Source organism: Williamsia sp. M5A3_1d (assembly GCF_053345315.1).
Map to the genome: position 1 here is coordinate 790,689 of NZ_JBKEZX010000001.1, position 18,696 is coordinate 809,384.

Here is an 18,696-nt window from a genome sequence, read left to right on the forward strand (position 1 = left end):
ACACTAGTGACCCCGGTGTCACCTGACCTCGGTCGCACACCGAACGGCCATCCACATCGCTGCACGCCGGCTGACAGACTCGAGCGGTGACGACAGGGTCGATGGCGCGATCGGTGGGGCTGGTGGCCGTGGGCAGCATGGTCGCCAATGTCTGCGCCTATTTCGTGCACCTGCCCGCCAGCGCCTGGCTCTCGACCGCTGCATACGGCGAGTTCGCGGTGCTGCTGCAGGCGACCCTGGTGCTCGGTGTCCCGGCCTTGGCGCTGCAGGCCGTCACCGCTCGTGAGGTGGTCGCCGGTCGGTCGGTCGCATCGCTGGTCCGACTCGGCGGGATCACCGCTGCAGCGGTGGCGGCGCTCGCCGCGGTCGCGGTGTGGCCGTTCACCGTGTTCGCCCACACGGGCCTGGTGGCGACCGCCGCGGCGTTCACCGTGGCGCCGCTGTTGGTGCTGATCGCCGTCGGCCAGGGCATCATCCAGGGCCGCACCGAGTTCCGTCGCCTCGCCTGGGTGATCGGCACGGTCGGGGTGGCCCGCACCGTACCGCCGTTCGTGGCGCTGGCTTTCGGTGGCGGTGCGGCGTCGGCGTTGGTCGCCACGATGCTCGGCGCGGTGGCCGCCACCGTGCTGGTCGCGTGGCAGGCCGGACTCGTCGCCCCGGCGGCCGATGCGATGTCGCTGTCGCGGCTGTCGCCGGCCAGTGTGCTCCACGCATCGCAGGTACAGCTGGTGTTGATCTCGGCGACGTCGGTCGACCTGCTGCTGGCGCGGGCGGTGTTGGGGGAGAGCGATTCCGGGGTCTACGCACTCGGGACGGTGGCGAGCAAGGTCGCGTTCTGGCTACCCCAGGCCGTGGGGCTGGTGATCTTCCCACGCCTCGCCGACGCCCAACGTTCGGCGGCGACATTGAGGACGGCGGTCATGGTGCTGGTGGGCCTGTCGGTGGCGACCACGCTCGCGTCGGTGGCAGGTGGACCGCTGGTGCCGATCGTGATCGGCGACGACTACCGGCCGGTCGCCGGCCTGCTGTGGCTGTTCGCCGTCACCGGTGGCGCGTTGGCCGTGCTGCAGGTGGCGCTGCTCGCGGCCATCGCCCGGCATCGCACCCGGGTCGCCGCGGTGCCGTGGGTGGTGCTTCTGGTCGAGGTGGTCCTCATCCTCACCTGCGCGACGTCGGTCGCCGGACTCGCCGTCATCGCGGCGGGCTGCGCGGTCACCGCCGCCGCGCTCACGGTCGCGGTGGTGTCGCGCGAACAGCCCGTCAGACGGTGACCGCGGCGAGCATTCCCAGCTTCTGATGACTGTCGCTACCGGGCGTGGCGGTGTAGACCAGCAACACGAGCCCCTGGTCGGGTTCGGTGAGTGTCTGGCAGTTCACCTCGATCGTGCCCAGCTCGGCATGGACGAGGCGTTTCGTCGAGACCTCCAGCGCGACATCGACATCGTGCCGCGACCACAGGTCGACGAACTCCGGTGACACCTCGGTCAGTGCCCGACTCACCTCGGCGGCGCGGGAATCAGGGCCCTCGACGGTGACCGCGCGTCGTAGGCGCGCGGTGTGCGCGCGGGCGTGGTGATCGTGGTCGGCGTCGGGGACACGTGCCCGCTGCCGGGGGTCGGTGAACCAGCGGTAGACCACGCTGCGATGCAACCCCGTGTACGCGGTCTCGTCGCCGAGCAGGGCGACGGCGGGCCGCGTCTGCATGAGCGTCTCGCCTGCGCCGTTGACCACCATCGCAGGGGTGTCGCCGAGACGGTCGACGATGCGAAGGAGTCCCGGTGGCACGTGGTCGCTCCGTGTGACCCGTTGCGGCGCATGGTGACCCGCGAGAACGAACAGGTGGTCGCGTTCGGCCAGTGAGAGGTGCAGGGCCCGGGCGAGGGCGGCGAGCATCTGCTCCGACGGTTGCGGGCCGCGCCTCTGCTCGAGTCGCGAGAGGTAATCGGTCGACATCCCGGCGATCATGGCGACCTCCTCACGCCGCAGGCCCGGCGTGCGACGCCGTTGCCCGCGGGGCAGACCCACGTCCTCGGGGGTCAACGCCTCGCGCCGACGCAGGAGGAACTCGGCCAGCCCGGCGCGATCGGTGTCCACCCGACCATGATGGCCGACGCCCATCGACTCATCCAGGGACTCCCGATCCCCCGATGAGCGGTGCCTTCCTGCCCGGACCGGTCCGGTGTCGACTGGGGTCACCGGGCCACCTCGGCCACCGCACACGAGAAACGAGTAGCACCATGCAGATCAGCGGCAACACCATCTTCCTCCCCGGCGCCACCTCCGGGATCGGCGAGGCCCTGGCGGTCGCCCTGCACGACGCCGGGAACACCGTGGTGATCGCCGGGCGCCGCCAGGAACGCCTCGACGACATCGCCGCCCGCTATCCGGGCATCGAGACCGCACGGCTCGACGTCGCCGACCCGGCGTCGATCGACACCGTCGCCGCCGACGTGCTCACCCGCTTCCCGGCGCTCAACGTCCTCATCACGATGGCCGGTGTCGCCGGCCCCGAGGACCTCACCTCGTCCGACTTCGTCGACACCGCCGAACGCATCGTCACGACCAACGTCCTCGGGACGATCCGTCTCGTCGGCGCGTTCACCGAACACCTGGCGACGGTGTCCGATGCGACGGTGGTGACCGTCTCGTCCGGTTTGGCGTTCACGCCGATGCCGGTGACCCCCACCTATTCGGCGACGAAGTCGTTCGTCCACGCGTTCACCGACTCGCTGCGGATCCAGCTGCGCGACAGCGGCGTCCGCGTCCGGGAACTCGTGCCACCGGCGGTGCAGACCGACATCTTCGACGGGCAGGCCGACGCCGAGTGGGCGATGCCCCTGGCCGATTTCGTCGCCGAGGTGATGGATCTGCTGGCCGGCGACGACGACGAGATCGTGGTGCGCAACGCGCGCGCACTCCGACACTCCGAGATCGACGGAACACGCGGTTAACTGATGGAGCAGTTGGCGCATCTCATCGGCTGACCTCGCGGCGGAGGCATAGCGTGGAGGCATGAGCATCCGCCTCGGCTACCAGATCCCCAACTTCACCTACCCCGGAACGCCGGCCGACATCGTCCCGACCGTGCTCGCCCAGGCCCGCGAGGCCGAGGCCAGTGGCTTCGACGCCGTCCTGGTGATGGACCACTTCTACCAACTCCCCGGCCTGGGTGAGCCGTCGGAACCGATGCTCGAGGCGTACACGCTGCTCTCGGCGATCGCCGGTGCGACCGAGTCGATCCAGCTGTCCACGCTGGTCACCGGAAACACCTACCGCAACCCCGCGATGCTCGCCAAGACGGTCACCACTCTCGACCTCGTGAGTGCGGGCCGCGCGGTCCTGGCCATCGGCGCCGGGTGGTTCGAGCTCGAGCACCAGCAGATGGGGTACGAGTTCGGTACGTTCACCGACCGCTTCGAGCGTCTCGACGAGGCCCTGCAGATCATCGAACCGATGTTGCGCGGTAGCCATCCCGAACTGGACGGCAAGTGGTACCAGGCACATTCGACCCTCAACGAGCCGCGGGTGCGCGACACCCTGCCGATCATGTTGGGCGGAGGCGGCGAGAAGAAGACGTTCGGTCTGGCCGCACGGTACGCCGACCACCTCAACATCATCTGCAACGCGAGCGAGCTGCCCCGCAAGCTCGATGCCCTCGCCGCCCGCTGTGAGGAGGCCGGGCGTGACCGCGGGAGCATCGAGACGAGCTTCCTCGCCTTCGTGATGGTCGACGCCGACGGCGACAAGGCCCGACAGATGCAGCGCGACTACCTGACCAAGACCGGGGTGGACGTCGACAACCTCGACGCCGACGGTTGGGCGCAGGCCACCGACCGCATGTTCGTCGGCACCCCCGACGACGTCGCCGAGCAGATCCAGCGCCGCGTGCTCGACCCCGGTGTCGACGGTGTGATCATCAATCTCGTCCCCAACGGCCACATCCCGGGAACCATCGAGATGGCGGCACGCGCGCTGAAGCCGCTCGTCTCGTAGAGGGAGTCGCGGCCGGGGACTACCGGTCGGGGCTGCGCCAGGGGTCGTCGTCGCGGCGGGTCTCCGCCGATCCGGGACCGTTCTCGTCGGGCTCGGACCAGCCGTGCGCCTGCTCGTCGGTGACGCGCGGGATGTTCTGTGTCGCATCGTCGTCGGTGGTACCCGCGCCGGCCGCCCCGCCACCGCGCTTGCGGAGGTCGGGGTATGTCGAGGTCGGTTCGTCCGAGCCACGGAAGTTGTCCGAGTCGTCGCGGGCGCTGACGGTTCCGTCGGTGTCCTGGGTGGCCACCGGGTAGTACGGGTCGTCGCCACCCGCCGTGGCGGGGGTGCGGCGCGGCCCGCGCAGCAGCAACACGACGCCGGCGGCGAGCGCCAGGACACCGAGGATGCCGAACACGATGGGCATCCACCGGCCCCACAGCTTGATCGGCGAGGCGAGGTCCTTCGCGTCGGCGGCGCGCTGTTCCTGCGTCTGCTGGTCGTAGGCGAAGGTGGCATCGAGGTTGGTCAGCGAGAAGTTCTTCAGGGCGTCGGGCGCGTCGTCACTGATGCCCGAGATCTTGAAGTACTCCTGGACGCGCTCGCGGTCGTTGACGATGGTCCCGGTGGTCGGGTCGACGTAGAGGTCGCGCGTGGTCTTGCGGTAGAGGTCGGCGGGCAGCACCTGCTTGCCGTCGATACCGGGGAAACCGCCGTACCAGGCCGCGCTCTGGGTGAGCTGCGTGCCCTGCGGGACGCCGCCGTTCGCGTCCTTGAGCGATGCGAGGTTCGCCTCGGGCACCTCCTGCGAGAAGTGGTCGACCTTCACACCGTTGATCTCGGTGGAGTCGACGTACTTCAGCGGGCTGGTGGTGCGGCTCGCGAGGTCGAAGTAGATGTAGTTCTTGCCCTTGTCGGTGTCGAAGGGGAAGCGGTACTGCAGGCCACGGCGGTCCGGGATGGCGACCGTCTTGTCCGACGAGTCGAGCTGCACCTCTGAGCTGCCCCCGCCGCCGAGTGCCGGCGCGCCGGTGGTGCGGTTGGTGGTGACGCGGTCCTTGGTCGCGCTCAGCAGTGCGCCGAGGCAGCCGCCGCCGCTGGTCGAATCCGAACTGGGCGTGACGGTCTCACCCGAGATCTGCACCTGGTTGATACGCACCGAGGTGCCCGCCTGGAACGTGACGCGGTCACTGTTCGCGGGCTTGACCACCACCACGCGCTGCTGGCGGGTCAGGTTCGCCGGCGACACCTCCGGCTTCGACGACGTGAGCGAGCACCGGTTGAGAATCTGCGCGGGCAGCGCCTGGCTGCCCGAGGCGCCGTCGGTGCGTTGCGAGGTCGACACGGTCGTGTAGTCGGTGTCCATCGGGGTCTTCTGGAACTGGCCCACCAGATACAGCGGCATCGCGATGGCGGCGACCACGAACAGCGCCCCGACGAAGATGAGGACAGGCCCCACCAACTCTCGGACCGACATACGGCTTGACGCCATGGCGAAGACTCCTTCGGAGAACTATGTGTCCGGCCGGTGGTGGGTCCCACCCTGCGAGCGAGACTAACAGTCGGTCCCACGTCCCCCCGGGATCGAAGGCCGGGCGCGGGGAGCCCGGTACTTTCGAGCCCATGCGCGCCACCACCGGACACGTCCCTGCGCTCGACGGTGTGCGGGCGCTGGCCGCACTCGGTGTCCTCACCACCCATGTGGCGTTCCAGACCAGGTCGTTGGACTCCTTCGTGGTGGGGCCGGTGCTGGGACGTCTCGACCTCGCCGTGGCCGTCTTCTTCGCCCTCTCGGGCTTCCTGCTGTGGCGCCCGCACGCCGCCGCGGCCCGCGGCCACCGTGCGGCGCCCTCGGCGATCCGTTATCTCCGGCACCGTGTGGTTCGCATCTGGCCGGCGTACCTCGTGGTCGTCGTGGTGGTGTTGTCGCTGCTCCCGGCGGCCCGTGGTGCCGACGCCACCACGTGGCTGGCCAACCTGTTCGTCGCCCAGATCTACGTCCCCTACTCGCTCACCTCGGGGCTCACCCAGATGTGGACGCTCGCCGTGGAGGTCAGCTTCTATCTTCTGCTCCCGGTGATCGCGATGTGTGTCGCGCGATTGCGTGGTGGGCGTGCGAGATGGCGGTCGCCGGTGCTCGTCGCCGCAGCCGTGGCGTGTCTGGCCTGGCCGTGGATCGCGGCGACGCTGCCGCTCGCACCCGGCGTCGCGGTCGACAACTGGTTGCCGGGACACCTGGCCTGGTTCGTCGCGGGCATGGTTCTCGCGGAGAGTGTGAGCGACCCGGGGACCGGGGATGCGACAGCGGCGTCGTGGCCGCGTCGGATCGCGGCCGACCGCCGCATCATGGGCGCCCTCGCCGTGGTCGCGTACGCGCTGGCGTGTACCCCGATCGCCGGTCCGACCGGTCTCGCCGCGGTGTCGAGCGGCGAGTTCGCGACCAAGACGGTGCTCGGGGCGGCCGTCGCGTTCGGGCTGTTGGCGCCGATCGTGCTGGGCGACCACCGCCATCGACTGCTCGAGTCGACGGTGATGCAGACCCTCGGCCGCTGGTCGTACGGCATCTTCATCTGGCATCTCGCGATACTGGCCGCGGTGTTCGGCCTGTTCGGCTTCGCGGCGTACGGCAACTCACTGTGGTGGGTGTGGTCGCTGACCGTGGTCGTCTCGATCGGAGTCGCCGCGGCCAGCTACGGACTCGTCGAGGAACCCGCACGACGACGCCTGCGCGCCTGGGAGAGGGCGCGTGCCCATGCCTCGGGGACCGCGACGACGGTCGCGAGGGCGACCACCGCGGCCAGCGCGGGAACGGTGACCCACCAGTCGAACCCCGTGTAGGGATCGCCCGAACCCCACGGACCGAGCGACAGACCGGCGCACGCCAGGGCGAAGGCCGAGGCGATCACGACCGGGACGGCGCGAGGTCGTCGTCGGCGCAACGCGAGGATGCCCGCGGCGACGGCCCCGCCGATCAGCAGCCCGCCCCAGCCCGAGAGCACCGCGACTGCCGCGACGACGGCGACGCAGGCGGCAACCGGCGCGCGCGGAGGACGGCCGAGCGCCGGTGCATCGGGTCGCCGGTCGCTGGGTCGCGACCCGATCGCGGTCAGGGCGAACAGCAGGCCGACCGCGATGAGTCCGAGGAGCAGTGCGAGCCGGTAGGGCGTGTCGAGCGGGTAGTCGAGGGTGACGGTGCCGGTGAGCCCCGCCGGCACGATCCAGCCCTGCTGCCAGCCGTTGACCACGATCGGGTCGAGCCTGCGCCCGGCGAGGCTCGCACGCCAGCCGGAGTTCTCCGATTCGGGGACCACCAGCACCCGGGTCTGTTGCGACGCACCGACCGTCACGGTCCGGTGATCGGCCGACCACGATCCGGTCGCGAGCGGTTCGAGACGGTCGGGCGGTGATGTCGGCCTGGCCGCGGTGGCGGTGAGGGTCACCGAGTCGACGGTGAACGCCCCCGACGGGTTCACCGACAGCACTCGCTCACCGGCGCGCAGATCCAGGGGCTGGTCGGATCCGCACATCGTCGCCGCGACGGGTGTGCCCGCGACGAGCTGGCGTGCGGTGGTCGTCACCGACAGCGGCACGGTCTGCGTGCCCAGCGACATGGTCAGACCCGCGTCGCAGCCGATGCGCACCAGTCGGTCCGGTGACGCGACCGGGATCGGTGCCGCGCCGGGTCCGCCCAGCGCGATCTCGGCGATACCGACCGGTGCGGTCGCGGCGAAGCCGAGGCTGTTGACGTCGACGAGGTCGGTGGCGTCGAGCACCGTCACGGTGATCGCCGAGGTGCGGGCGGGTGACAGGCGGATCCGTCCGTCGGCGGGCACCGTCCGCACCTGTCGACCGGTCCCGAGGTCGATCGCGACCCGGCGTGGCGCCGCGGGGTAGAGGCCTCGGGGTCGGGTGATGGTGACCGAATCGATCAGCCGCGGTGCGGGCAGGGTGATGCGCACCGACGCCGGGGGCGACCCGGCGCGGGTGGAGGCGTCGGGCGCGATCCAGGTGGTCCCGGGATCCCCGTCGACCACCGCGGCGGCCGATGCGCGCTGGTCGGGCACGAGCGACTGGCCGGTCGCGGTGGCCGCGTCGGTGGGTGTGAGGAAGGTGTTCAGTGGCGTGCCGGGCCTGCCGCGCAACCAGATCCGCGGCGTCACCCGGGTGTCGGTGGGCACCGAGAGCGCGCGCGTGAACAGTCCCGGCTCCTCGGGTGGCAGTGCCAGGGCCGACGAACACCGGGTGATGTCGCGGCCGGGTGCGCAGGCGGTGCGTCCGGGCAGGTCCTGCCCGAGGTCCCACTGCGTGACAGCACGTCCTGCGGTCAGCGCGGGCAGCACGGTGCGATGGGTGATGACCACCGGCGATCCGCTGCTGGTGTCGGTGAGCGCGAGTTCGGCGATCGCGAACTGGCTTCCCGCGGTCCCGTTCTCGGTGCTGATCGCGCGCACCTGCAGCGACCGTGTGGGGCCGCTCGGGGCGACGACGGTCACGGGCTGTCCGGGCGAGATCCCCTGCGCTACCGAGGTGCCGCTGTCGGTGGTGATCAACAGTCCGGTCACGGCGGGACCCAGCGACTGCCCGGGGGTCACCGTCACCGACAGGTTCGACCGGGGGCGCGTGAAGTCGACCTGCAGCCACTGCCCGACGGCCGAGTCGAGACCGCGGCTCACCCACGAGGTGTTGGGGTCGTCGTCGAAGGCGGCGGCAGGGGAGTTCGCCGGCGAGGTCTGGCCGAGTTGTGTTGCGTCGGATGCAGATCCGGACGCCGTGACCGACACCGCGTCGGGCCGGCCGTCGAGGAGCCACTGCCCGCGGACGAGTTCGGCCCCGGCGACGGGGTAGTCGGGTGCGGTGTTCTGGGTCCTCCGGGGGTCGCCGGGCGCGCGGATGGCCGAACTGTGGTCGTCGACGCGACCGAAGTCGACCTCACGGTCGGCGGGGGTGTCGGTGACGACGGCGCCGCGTGCACCGGTGTCGTCCACCCCGGCGCGTCGCGCGTCGGCGTCGAGGAGGGTCGGGCCCACGGCGGGGGCGCCGGTGCGGGCGGCGTGTTCCTGCAGACGCGCGAGGGATTCCGGACCACCGACCACGCGCGGCATCGCGGCGAGATCGACGAGTCCCGGTGCGGTGCCGTCGAATCCGACGGTCGAGGTGACGGAGAAGATCTCGATGGCACGCATGGGGGGGATCAACCCGTCGTCACCGACGACGCCTTTCACCCGCCCGGGTCCGATGAGCGGCCCGAATTCGGCGACCTTCGTCAAGCCTGGCGATGCGGTGAGCGCCGCGCGCGCCACGATCGGTCGGGCCGACCGCGACCGGATGGGCGCGAGGTCTGCGCGCAGCACCACATATCCGATCCCCTGCTGCGCCAACGTCGCCGCGAGCCCGGGTGACCCGCGGCCCGAGGCGATCAGGCGTTGCACGGAGTCCATCGCGCGGATGGCGCCGGGCGGCACCAGGGGAATCGCGTCGCGCACCGCCCACGGTGTCGTGGCGAGTGGCTGCAGCGGTTCGTCGCGGGTGAGACCCCACGTCTGCACCGCGAACGGGGCCCCGGGCACCACCAGTGCACGGGTGGGGTGCGCCGGGTCGCCGGAGTGCTCCCGCAGCCACGCCGCGGTCTGCGGCCAGTGGTCGGGAGTCGAGCGCACCGTGCCCGACGGCGCCAACTGGCCGGTGATCACCAGGGACCCGGCGCCGAACAGCACGACGGTCAACACCATGGTCGCCGCCACCGGCCGGGACCGTTCGGGATGGGCGAAAGCCGTCGCCGCGGTGCGCCACCGCACCGCGCCGGGCATCGGAACCCGTCCCAGCAGGTGGGCGATGCCCAGCACGATCGGGATGCGGATCAGCGGGTCGAACTTGTGGATGTTGCGCAGCGGCGCGCCCGCCCCGTCGAGGAACGCGCGGACCTGTTCGGCGACAGGTGAACCCAGGCTCGCCGACCACCCGCACCCCATGATGACCAGGCCCACGACCGCGAGGGTCACCCATCGGCCGCGCGCCGGCATCGACCGCATCGCCAACCCGGCGAGTCCCGCGGCCGCGACCAGGCCGGTGGCGAGCACGGCGACCGGCGACGAGACCAGCAGCGACCCGGCCACCCGGTCGGGTGACACGAACGGCGTCCATGAACTGGTACCGCGCAGCACCTCGGTCAGCGACGTCCAGCGGGTGGTGACCCGCGACGACTCGATGAAGTCGAGGAAGGGCGGACTGACCCGCGACAGGATCAGCAACGGCACCACCCACCACGCGCAGGCCATGGCGACGCCCAGGGCCCACCACCCGGTGAAACGCGCCCATCGGGCGGCGCCGCGGCGCTCGGTCGGGACACGTAGCGCCCACCACAGCAGTGCCGCCGAACATGCTGCTGCCGTGGCCACGGCGTTGACCGCGCCCATCAGGGCGACCGCGCACGCCGAGCGGAACGCGAGCTGCCGCAACGACCATCGGTGATCGGTGCGGTCGAGTGCGATCACCACCGGGATCAGCACCCACGGCGCCAGCATCATCGGCAGCGTCTCCGACGAGATCGACCCGATGGTGGTGAGCACGCGCGGGCTCACGACGAAGGCCGTCGCGGCGAACAGGCGTGATCCGCGGCTGCCCACGCCCATCACCTCGGCCAGCCGCACGATGCCGACGAAGCCCACCGTCAGCAACAACGCCCACCACAGCCGCTGCGTCACCCATCCGGGCAGCCCGATCACGTCGCCGAGGACGAAGAACGCCCCGTGCGGGAAGAAGTAGCCGTAGGCCTGGTTCTGTACCTGGCCCATCGGCGCCACCGACGACCACAGGTGGGTGGCGCGGGAGAGGAAGCCGAGCGGGTCGGCGGTCAGATCGAGTTTGGTGTCGGCCGACACCTCACCGGGCGACTGGGCGAACGAGGCGATCGACGCCAGGAGGGCGACGAGCGCGATTCCTCGCCGCGAGAGCCGATCGGCCACTTTCGGTGGCCTCAGGTCAGTTGGAGACGCCGGCGTTGTCGCGGGTTCCGTAGTCGACCGAGCCCTTCACGAAACCGTTGTCGGCGTTGAAGCTGTTCACCGACGTCGACGGGGTGTCGTCAGAGGCGAGGTAGCCGCCGAGGAAGACCACCGCGATGGCGACGATCACGCCCATGATGCCGGCCACGGCTCCGGCGATGAGACGGTTGTCGGTCATGCGGGTCAAGCTACCATTCGCCGCTCACGTCGCCGGGGTGCCCGGCCCGGTGCATCGCGCGGGAACCACGAGAACAGGCCGGCTGCAGTGTTTGAGCACCTGCTCGGCCACGCTGCTGCGCATGAGGGCGCGCAGGCCGGTCGCGCCGCGGGTACCGGTCACCAGGACATCGGCCTCGATGTCGTCGGCGGCGTCGACCAGCGCGCCCCACACCGTTCCCGTCACCTCCACGAGGTGCCCGCGCGACCGGAGCCCGCAGCCGGCCGCGCGTTCGACGCCGCGGTCGTTCAGGGCGCCGGCCTCGATCCGCAGGAGCTGGTCGGTCTCGCTGTCGACGGCGGTGCCGAACATCGGTTGCATCCCCGACATGCTCGACATCCGCGCCGTCTGGTGCATGGCGGTCTCCCAGGCGGTGACGACGACCGCGTCGCGGCCCGACCAGATCCGGCCCGCCCAGTCGATCGCGCGATCGGCGTTGTCGCTGCCGTCGTAGGCGATCATGATCAGGTCATCGGTCGCGGTCATCGGATGTCCCTTCGTCTGACCCCCGCTTGTTCGAAGATTTTAGTCCGATTCGCTCGTCTCGGCCCCCGGATCGGCGCATGTCAGACTCGTCGGATGCCTACCCGATCGGTCCTCCGCCACCGGACGACACCGCGCGTGCTCGGTACGTGCCTGCTGGTCGCGACCCTGGCCGCCTGCGCGACCGACGCCCCGGACGACACCGCGTCCGGCACCCCGGCCCCCACGATCTCCTCGGCGCCGCGATCGACAGCCGCATCGACATCGGCATCGGTATCGCCGGGACCGTCGAGAGTGTCGTCGACGTCGGCGGCCTGCGCATCGGCGGTGGCGTCGATGTCATTGCGCGACAAGCTCGCCGCGATGTTGGTGGTCGGGGTCAGCGATCAGGCCGACGCGCGCGCCGTCGTGTCGCGTTTCCATGTGGGCGGCATCTTCATCGGCAGCTTCACCGACAAGTCGATCCTCGCGAACGACGGTCTCGCGGCGGTGAAGAAGGCGTCTCCGCGTCCGCTGATGGTGACCGTCGACCAGGAGGGCGGCCGGGTGTCGCGGTTGACGAGCCTGGGCATCGACAGCCCCTCGGCGCGGGAGCTGGCGCAGACGAAGACGCCCGCCCAGGTGCGGGCCATCGCGAGGACGACCGGCGAGGGACTGCGCAGGCTGGGCATCACGGTCGATTTCGCTCCCGATGCCGACGTGAGCGACGAGTCCGACGACGAGGTGATCGGCGACCGCTCGTTCTCCGACGATCCCGCCACCGTGACGCGGTACGCCGCCGCATTCGCCGACGGTCTGCGTGACGCCGGCATCATGCCGGTGTTCAAGCACTTCCCGGGCCACGGACACGGTTCGGGCGACTCGCACACCGGGACCGTGCGGACGCCGCCGCTGTCGGAGCTGCGCACCGACGACCTCGTGCCGTACCGCACCCTGCTACCGGGCCGGTCGACCTCGCAGGTGCCCTCGACCGGGGTGATGGTGGGCCATCTGATCGTGCCCGGGCTGACCGGTGACGAACTGCCGGCGAGCATCTCGCCCGCCGCGATGCGGTTGCTGCGCTCGGGCGCGGGTTACGGCGGACGTCCGTTCGACGGGCCGATCTTCACCGATGATCTGAGCGGGATGGCCGCGATCAGCGCGAAGTACCCGATCGCCGAAGCGGTGGTGCGTGCACTGGGTGCGGGCGCCGACATAGCCCTGTGGCTGAGCACGGACGACGTGCCCGAGGTGTTGGCCGCACTCACGACCGCGGTGCGGTCCGGGCGACTCGCCGAGGATCGAATCGACAGATCGGCGGCTCGTGTCCTCCGCGCGACGGCATACTGCTGACCGTCGGCGGGCACTACGCGTTCGACGAACGAAGTACCCCACGTAGAATTCGTTCGTCAGTCGCGCAGTGCCCGCAGCTCGGCGGTCACATGAGGTCTGGCATCAGCCAGGCCCCGGAGACCATCCGCGACTTCGGGATCTCCCCCCAGATCCCGAAGTCGCGCAATGACGAGGAGGGTGACAGTCGAGATGACCAGCGAGACCGTGATGATCACGGCGCTCATCAGCCACATCCACGCATCACCCACCGGACCCCCCGATCCGATCGAGACAGCAGCGCCCCCCGGGACATTCGTCCCTCCGCGCTGCTACCCTCGCCCTCATGCATCGTTACGTTACAGTCTGTAATGAATGATGGTCAACACCGGACGACCAAGAGATTCGACCATCGACGATGCAATCCTCGACGAGGCAGCCAAGATGGTCGTCGAGAACGGCTACGGCGCGACGACCATCGATGCGGTGGCCCGCGCGGCGGGAACCACCAGGCCGGCCGTCTACCGCCGATACGCCTCACTCGCCCAGGTCGTCTCCGCGGCCATGAGTTCCCGGATCGTCTTCGATCCCGCGATGGATTCCGGCGACCTCCCCACCGACCTGCAGGTCCTGCAGAAGCAGCAGGTCACGTTCTTCACCGATCCGCTGGTGGTCAAGGCCATGCCGGGCCTCATCGAGGAGAGCTCGCGCAACGAGACCCTGCGCATCCGCCTGCTCGACGACTTCATGGGTCCGCGCCGATCGGCTGTGCGCCGGGCGCTCGAGCAGGCCACCACCCGCGGCGACATCGCCGGTGACGTCGACTCCGATCTGATCTGCGATCTGCTCACCGGCCCACTCCTGTTGCGCACCGTGATGCCGTCGCTCGGTCCGGTCGACGACGTGATCGTCTCGGTCACCGTCGCCTCCGCGCTCGACGCCGTGGGTTTCCGCGCCGCCGGGGTGCCGCGCCTCGAGAACCCCTAACTTACTGCCTGGTAAGTTAAGCTGGCGGGGATCGGCGAAGGGTGGTGTGCGATGGCAGGTGGGACCAAACGGCTGCCCCGCGCCGTGCGCGAGCAGCAGATGCTCGACGCCGCGGTCACCGTGTTCGCCGAAAAGGGCTTCCGCGAGACGTCGATGGACGCGATCGCCGCGGCCGCCCACATCAGCAAACCCATGCTCTACCTGTATTACGGGTCGAAGGACGAGCTCTTCGCGGCGTGCCTGAGCCGTGAGGGTGGACGGTTCATCGAGGCGATGACGACCGGGTTCGACCCGCGTCTGCGTCAACGCGATCAGGCCCGCACCGTGATCTACGAGTTCCTGCGGTTCGTCGACGCCAACCGCGCGTCGTGGCGCGTGCTCTACCGCGTCGCGACCGGGCAGGCCGCGTTCACCGCGTTGGTCGATGCGAGCCGATCGCGGCTCATCGAGATGATCGCCGACCTCCTCCGCCGGGGGACCACCGTCGACGGCGCCACGGACATCGACTTCGAACTGATGGCCGTCGCACTCGTCGGCGCGGGCGAGGCCGTCGCCGATCGGATCTCCGAGGGCGACATCGACCTCGACACCGCCGCCGACCTCATGGTCAGCATGGGCTGGCGCGGTCTCGCCGGCGGCGCGCGGATGATGAGCGATCACGCCTCCGGCGTGGCCAAATCCTGAACTGCCCGAGGTCCCGGTTTCAGAGGTCGGGAAGCGGGAGCTCCATGTTGGGTTTGATGATGCCTCCGTCGACCTCGAGGATCTTGCCGGTGGTGTACGCCCCCGCCGATGACGCCAGATACACCGCGGCCGCGGCGATCTCAGCCGGATCACCGATACGGCGCAGCGGTGTCGCCTTCTCCAACCCGGTCCGCATGCCCTCGTCGCCGGTGACGATCTCCAGCGCCGAGGTGGCGATCGCGCCCGGTGCGATGGCGTTGACCCGGATCCGCGGCGAGAGGTCTTCGGCGGCGAGTCGGGTGTAGTGCGCGAGTGCGGCCTTGGCGGTGCCGTAGGCCGCGAACGCCCGCCCGGGAAGACGGCCCATCGCGGAGGTGATGTTGATGATCGACCCGTGACTGTTGTGGTCGGAGGTGTCGTTCTCGAGCATCAGCGGGACCGCTGCGCAGGTGAGTGCGTGGGCGGTCGAGACGTTGAACCGGAAGGCGCCCTCGAGTGCGGCGACGGAGGTGTCGAGCAATCCCGCGGGCATGGTGCCGCCCACGTTGTTGACCACGATGTCGAGGCGTCCCAACTCGTCCTTCGCGGTGCGTGCGAGATCGGCGGTCACCTCGGGATCGCTGAGGTCGGCGGCCACCACCACGGCGCGACGGCCGAGTGAGCGCACCGTCTCGGCGACCTCGTCGAGTTGCTCGCGGGTCCGCGACGCGATCACCACGTCGGCGCCGCATTCGGCGAACGCCACGGCGATCGCCGCCCCGAGACCGCGTCCGGCGCCGGTGACGATCGCGACGCGCCCGTCGAGCCGGAAGCGGTCGGTGAAAGTAGAACGTGTGTCAGTTTCGCTCATGGGGCCACAGTAGACACGTCGCGCCGCGTCGGGGTCGAATCACCGGGTCTGGCCGGCGCCCGTCGGCGACACCGGATAGCGCTTGCGGAGCAACAGCCGCACGCCGTGCGCGGTGACCGCCAGCGACAACCGCTGCGCGATCGGGAACCGTGACGCCTGCGCGGCGACGTCGTCGATGAGGCGCTCGGTTGCGGCGACCTGCTCCGGTGACGCACCCGTCCCGGCAAGGGCGGTGTAGGCGTCGTCGCCCCGGTCATACTCCCGACCGAGCGCGGCGCGGCACAGATCGCGATGGACCGTCGCGCCGGTGGTGTCGGTGGCGAGCGCCGCCTTCCAGTCCGTCTGGGCGGAGAGCTGACCACTGTGGCGTCGGTAGGCGAGGCCCGGGACGGAGGTCCGGCCCAGGCGAGCACCGTTGAGCGTCAACCGCATCCACAGATCCCAGTCCTCGGCCGGGACGCTCCGATAGCCACCGGCGTCGAGGATCGCGGCGCGAGACCCGGTCATCGACGGGTGGGCGACCGCGCAGTTGAGCACCAATTCGAGGCCGAGCGACTCGGGGCTCGCCGACAGCAACGGCTGTGGTTCGACGGCAAGCCTGCCGGGTCCGAAGAACACGAGAGGGGAGAAGGCGAGATCGAGCCCGCGGCGATCCAGCAGCGCGAGTTGGGTGCGGAATCGCCACGGGAGGCTGATGTCGTCGGCGTCCATGCGGGCGACGACCGGTGTGTCGGCCGCCTCGAGGAGTGCCGTGGCCGCGGCGACGACGCCCAGCCGGGGGCCGCCGGATCCGAGGAGACCGATGCGGCGGTCGCGGCGGGCGAGATCCCGGATCACTGCGGCGGTGGAGTCGTCGCTGGCGTCGTCGAGGACGAGGACCTTGCCGTCGCGCGGTAGTCCCCGGGTGATCGATCGGAGGGCGGCGGCGACGGTGGTCTCGGCGTTGCGCGCCGGCATCATCACCGTCAGGGGCTGCACCCCCGGGATGCTAGCGGGGGTCGGGTGTCTCGACCGGGTTCGGGTGGGACGGCCACCAGATCCGTTCGCCCACCAGGGTGAACAGGGCGGGGACGACCACGGTCCGCACGACGAACGTGTCGAGCAGGATGCCCAGGCCCACGATGATGCCGAGTTGGGTGAGCGTGATCAGCGGTAGGACCCCGAGTACCGCGAACACCGCGGCGAGCACGATGCCCGCACTGGTGATGACGCCGCCCGTGGCCGACACCGCGCGGATCATCGCCGTCGGGACGCGGTGTCGGGCGCTCTCCTCGCGAGCGCGGGTGACCAGGAAGATCGTGTAGTCGACACCGAGGGCGACCAGGAACAGGAACGCGAACAGCACGGTGTTGTTGTCGAGCGCGGGGAATCCGAACAGGTGGACACCGACGAACGTGCCGAGTCCGATCGCGGCGACCGTCGACAGCACGGTCGCGAGAACCAGCAGGATGGGTGCGATCACCGCTCGCAGTAGCGCGAAGAGCACCAGCAGCACCACAGCGAGGATCAGCGGGATGACGAGCAGTCGATCGTCGGATGCGGCGTTGCGGGTGTCGTAGGCGCGGGCGTCGCTGCCGCCGACCAGTGCATCGGCGCCGTCGATGCGTTCGGTGGACGACCGCAGCGCCGCGATCGTGTCGAACGCGCCGTCCGATGCGGGTGGTGAGGTCAGCACGACACTCCACCGGCTGTAGCCGCCTGATGGGTTGTCGGCGGGCGACGTCCCGGTCGGGGTCACCGCGTCGACTCCTGTGGTGCTGCGCAGCGCCTGCTCGATCGCCTGCGCCGTGGAGGTGCGGGCGACCACGGTGGTCGGGTCGGACTGCCCGGCCGGGAAGTGTTCGTCGAGGACGTCGAAGCCGGTGACGGAGTCGGCGGTCACCCGGAACTGCTCGGTCTGGCTCAAGCCGATGGACGTGCCGAGAAAACCGAGAGCGCACACCGCGAGGACCACGACGGCGGTGACCAACGATCGCGTCGGATGGGCGACGACCGTCGACGCGATCCGATGCCATGCGCCGGTCGAGTGCAGGTCGGCCGTGCTGTTGTTGTGCAGGCTGTCGTCGACCAGTGCGTCATCGACCCGGGGTACGAACGGCCAGAACAGCTTTCGTCCGAAGAGGCTCAGAGCCGGGGGCAGTACGAGAAGCGCGAAGGCCATGGCGAGCAGCAACCCGGCGGCGGCGCTGGCACCCAGGCTGCGGGTGCTGGGCAGGGCTGCGAACAGCAGGGTCAGCAGCGCGAGGACGACGGTGACGTTGCTGGCCAGCACCGCCGGACCGGCGCGGCGGACCGCGGCGCGCAGGGCCTCGCGGTGGTCGCGGTGTCGACGTAGTTCCTCCCGATAGCGCGAGATGATCAGCAGGGCGTAGTTGGTCCCCGCGCCGAACACGAGCACGCTCGTGATGCCCGATGTGGAGCCGTCGAACGCGAGACCCGTTGCCTCTGAGAGTGCTCCGCCGACGGTGGCGGCGAGGCGATCGGCCACGCCGATCACGATCAGCGGTACCAGCCAGAGCACCGGTGAGCGGTAGGTCGCGATCAGCAGGAGGGCGACCACCAAGGCGGTGACCGCGAGCAGCGTGACGTTCGCGCCGGAGAAGGAGTTCGCGATGTCGGCGGCGAAGGCGGGGCCGCCGGTGACGTGCGCGTCGAGGCCTTCGGGGAGACCGTCGTCGGCGGCGGTGCGCAGCGAGTCGACGGTGTCGCGCAGGGTGAATCCGCTGATGTCCGACGACACCGGCACCGAGGTGATGGCGGCCTTGCCGTCGGGGGAGACGATCGACGCGGGACCGCTCGGGGCGGAGTCGGTGGATCGGTCGACGCGCACCATGCGGTCGCGGGCGGCGACCACGGCGGCGCGGTCGGCGTCGGTCAACGGTGTGCCGTCGGCGCGGTCGACCACGAGGATCGCGCTCGCGACCTTCGCGTCGGGGAACGCCGCGAGATAGTCGTCGATGCGGGCCGACTGAGCGGAGTCGGGAAGCGAGTTCGGGGAGTCGTCGCTCGAGCTGCTCTCTCCGCCGAGGCCCATCGCGGCCAGTCCGAGGATCAGGATGACGAGTCCCACGATCCACGAACGCCGTCCGGTCACGACGGAGGCGAAGCGGTCCCATGATGTGGTCATGAATCAGACAGTCTCAGATTTTTGACTATTCAGCAAGCGAGACTTTTGGGTGGGTTGGTCGTAGCCT

At 70.3% G+C, this 18,696-nt stretch carries 16 protein-coding genes and 1 pseudogene; 7 read left to right on the forward strand and 10 right to left on the reverse strand.

Going from position 1 to position 18,696, the window contains the following annotated elements; genetic code table 11:
• The first annotated feature begins 86 nt into the window (after positions 1-86).
• Positions 87-1,271, forward strand: a complete 1,185-nt coding sequence (locus ACLBW1_RS03745; RefSeq protein ID WP_447810163.1) for a polysaccharide biosynthesis protein — start codon at positions 87-89, stop codon at positions 1,269-1,271.
• Here the strand turns inward: ACLBW1_RS03745 and ACLBW1_RS03750 are convergent.
• Positions 1,261-2,094 carry a helix-turn-helix transcriptional regulator gene (locus tag ACLBW1_RS03750; protein ID WP_447810164.1) on the reverse strand — a complete coding sequence of 278 codons (834 nt, stop codon included), beginning with the start codon at positions 2,092-2,094 and terminating at the stop codon, positions 1,261-1,263. The two genes, ACLBW1_RS03745 and ACLBW1_RS03750, sit on opposite strands and share 11 nt — an antisense overlap.
• Positions 2,095-2,237: 143 nt before the next feature.
• On the opposite strand from ACLBW1_RS03750, the gene ACLBW1_RS03755 reads away from it, so the two are divergent.
• Both ACLBW1_RS03755 and ACLBW1_RS03760 read left to right on the forward strand, forming a co-directional pair.
• Complete coding sequence (locus ACLBW1_RS03755; protein ID WP_447810165.1) at positions 2,238-2,951, forward strand: SDR family oxidoreductase; 714 nt, start codon at positions 2,238-2,240, stop codon at positions 2,949-2,951.
• A gap of 61 nt (positions 2,952-3,012) precedes the next feature.
• Positions 3,013-3,993, forward strand: coding sequence for an LLM class F420-dependent oxidoreductase (locus ACLBW1_RS03760; RefSeq protein WP_447810166.1), 981 nt, complete (start codon positions 3,013-3,015; stop codon positions 3,991-3,993).
• Positions 3,994-4,012: 19 nt separating this feature from the next.
• Here ACLBW1_RS03760 and ACLBW1_RS03765 read toward each other — a convergent pair whose 3' ends face one another.
• On the reverse strand, positions 4,013-5,464 hold the full coding sequence (locus tag ACLBW1_RS03765; RefSeq protein ID WP_447810167.1) for a DUF3068 domain-containing protein: 1,452 nt from the start codon (positions 5,462-5,464) through the stop codon (positions 4,013-4,015).
• 131 nt (positions 5,465-5,595) lie between these two features.
• Between ACLBW1_RS03765 and ACLBW1_RS03770 the strand changes: the two are divergent.
• Positions 5,596-6,600 (forward strand): annotated as a pseudogene (locus ACLBW1_RS03770) (acyltransferase family protein); the annotation flags it as partial.
• A gap of 62 nt (positions 6,601-6,662) precedes the next feature.
• Here the strand turns inward: ACLBW1_RS03770 and ACLBW1_RS03775 are convergent.
• The 4 genes from ACLBW1_RS03775 to ACLBW1_RS03790 all read right to left on the reverse strand — a co-directional run bounded on the left by ACLBW1_RS03775 (position 6,663) and on the right by ACLBW1_RS03790 (position 12,026).
• On the reverse strand, positions 6,663-10,934 hold the full coding sequence (locus ACLBW1_RS03775; RefSeq protein WP_447810168.1) for an alpha-(1->3)-arabinofuranosyltransferase domain-containing protein: 4,272 nt from the start codon (positions 10,932-10,934) through the stop codon (positions 6,663-6,665).
• Between the two features lie 16 nt (positions 10,935-10,950).
• Positions 10,951-11,151, reverse strand: coding sequence for a DUF2613 domain-containing protein (locus ACLBW1_RS03780; RefSeq protein WP_045821299.1), 201 nt, complete (start codon positions 11,149-11,151; stop codon positions 10,951-10,953).
• A gap of 24 nt (positions 11,152-11,175) precedes the next feature.
• Entirely contained in the window at positions 11,176-11,676 is a 501-nt protein-coding gene (locus ACLBW1_RS03785) for a universal stress protein (protein WP_447810169.1), read from the reverse strand.
• A gap of 80 nt (positions 11,677-11,756) precedes the next feature.
• Positions 11,757-12,026, reverse strand: a complete 270-nt coding sequence (locus ACLBW1_RS03790) for a hypothetical protein (protein ID WP_447810170.1) — start codon at positions 12,024-12,026, stop codon at positions 11,757-11,759.
• On the opposite strand from ACLBW1_RS03790, the gene ACLBW1_RS03795 reads away from it, so the two are divergent.
• Positions 12,010-13,005 carry a glycoside hydrolase family 3 N-terminal domain-containing protein gene (locus ACLBW1_RS03795; protein ID WP_447810171.1) on the forward strand — a complete coding sequence of 332 codons (996 nt, stop codon included), beginning with the start codon at positions 12,010-12,012 and terminating at the stop codon, positions 13,003-13,005. The two genes, ACLBW1_RS03790 and ACLBW1_RS03795, sit on opposite strands and share 17 nt — an antisense overlap.
• Positions 13,006-13,061: 56 nt before the next feature.
• Here ACLBW1_RS03795 and ACLBW1_RS03800 read toward each other — a convergent pair whose 3' ends face one another.
• Positions 13,062-13,229 (reverse strand): hypothetical protein, encoded by a 168-nt coding sequence (locus tag ACLBW1_RS03800; RefSeq protein ID WP_447810173.1) that lies wholly within the window; start codon positions 13,227-13,229, stop codon positions 13,062-13,064.
• A gap of 127 nt (positions 13,230-13,356) precedes the next feature.
• On the opposite strand from ACLBW1_RS03800, the gene ACLBW1_RS03805 reads away from it, so the two are divergent.
• Both ACLBW1_RS03805 and ACLBW1_RS03810 read left to right on the forward strand, forming a co-directional pair.
• Entirely contained in the window at positions 13,357-13,968 is a 612-nt protein-coding gene (locus tag ACLBW1_RS03805; protein WP_447810174.1) for a TetR/AcrR family transcriptional regulator, read from the forward strand.
• A gap of 51 nt (positions 13,969-14,019) precedes the next feature.
• Positions 14,020-14,652 carry a TetR/AcrR family transcriptional regulator gene (locus ACLBW1_RS03810; protein ID WP_447810175.1) on the forward strand — a complete coding sequence of 211 codons (633 nt, stop codon included), beginning with the start codon at positions 14,020-14,022 and terminating at the stop codon, positions 14,650-14,652.
• A 19-nt stretch (positions 14,653-14,671) separates the two neighbouring features.
• Here ACLBW1_RS03810 and ACLBW1_RS03815 read toward each other — a convergent pair whose 3' ends face one another.
• From ACLBW1_RS03815 to ACLBW1_RS03825, 3 genes are read right to left on the reverse strand one after another with little or no spacing between them, the layout of a single operon-like run.
• Entirely contained in the window at positions 14,672-15,502 is an 831-nt protein-coding gene (locus ACLBW1_RS03815; protein ID WP_447810176.1) for an SDR family oxidoreductase, read from the reverse strand.
• Between the two features lie 39 nt (positions 15,503-15,541).
• Positions 15,542-16,480 (reverse strand): glycosyltransferase family 2 protein, encoded by a 939-nt coding sequence (locus tag ACLBW1_RS03820; protein ID WP_447810178.1) that lies wholly within the window; start codon positions 16,478-16,480, stop codon positions 15,542-15,544.
• A 10-nt stretch (positions 16,481-16,490) separates the two neighbouring features.
• Positions 16,491-18,629, reverse strand: coding sequence for an MMPL family transporter (locus ACLBW1_RS03825; protein ID WP_447810179.1), 2,139 nt, complete (start codon positions 18,627-18,629; stop codon positions 16,491-16,493).
• Positions 18,630-18,696 lie beyond the last annotated feature (67 nt).

What these genes read in the sequence shown, in the direction of transcription:
- ACLBW1_RS03760 (WP_447810166.1), top strand. Translation starts at nt 3,013, where the DNA reads ATGAGCATCCGCCTCGGCTACCAGATCCCCAACTTCACCTACCCCGGA.
- ACLBW1_RS03800 (WP_447810173.1), bottom strand. Translation starts at nt 13,229, where the DNA reads ATGAGCGCCGTGATCATCACGGTCTCGCTGGTCATCTCGACTGTCACC.
- ACLBW1_RS03825 (WP_447810179.1), bottom strand. Translation starts at nt 18,629, where the DNA reads ATGACCACATCATGGGACCGCTTCGCCTCCGTCGTGACCGGACGGCGT.
- ACLBW1_RS03780 (WP_045821299.1), bottom strand. Translation starts at nt 11,151, where the DNA reads ATGACCGACAACCGTCTCATCGCCGGAGCCGTGGCCGGCATCATGGGC.
- ACLBW1_RS03805 (WP_447810174.1), top strand. Translation starts at nt 13,357, where the DNA reads ATGATGGTCAACACCGGACGACCAAGAGATTCGACCATCGACGATGCA.
- ACLBW1_RS03785 (WP_447810169.1), bottom strand. Translation starts at nt 11,676, where the DNA reads ATGACCGCGACCGATGACCTGATCATGATCGCCTACGACGGCAGCGAC.
- ACLBW1_RS03810 (WP_447810175.1), top strand. Translation starts at nt 14,020, where the DNA reads ATGGCAGGTGGGACCAAACGGCTGCCCCGCGCCGTGCGCGAGCAGCAG.
- ACLBW1_RS03755 (WP_447810165.1), top strand. Translation starts at nt 2,238, where the DNA reads ATGCAGATCAGCGGCAACACCATCTTCCTCCCCGGCGCCACCTCCGGG.
- ACLBW1_RS03815 (WP_447810176.1), bottom strand. Translation starts at nt 15,502, where the DNA reads ATGAGCGAAACTGACACACGTTCTACTTTCACCGACCGCTTCCGGCTC.
- ACLBW1_RS03765 (WP_447810167.1), bottom strand. Translation starts at nt 5,464, where the DNA reads ATGGCGTCAAGCCGTATGTCGGTCCGAGAGTTGGTGGGGCCTGTCCTC.
- ACLBW1_RS03795 (WP_447810171.1), top strand. Translation starts at nt 12,010, where the DNA reads ATGTCATTGCGCGACAAGCTCGCCGCGATGTTGGTGGTCGGGGTCAGC.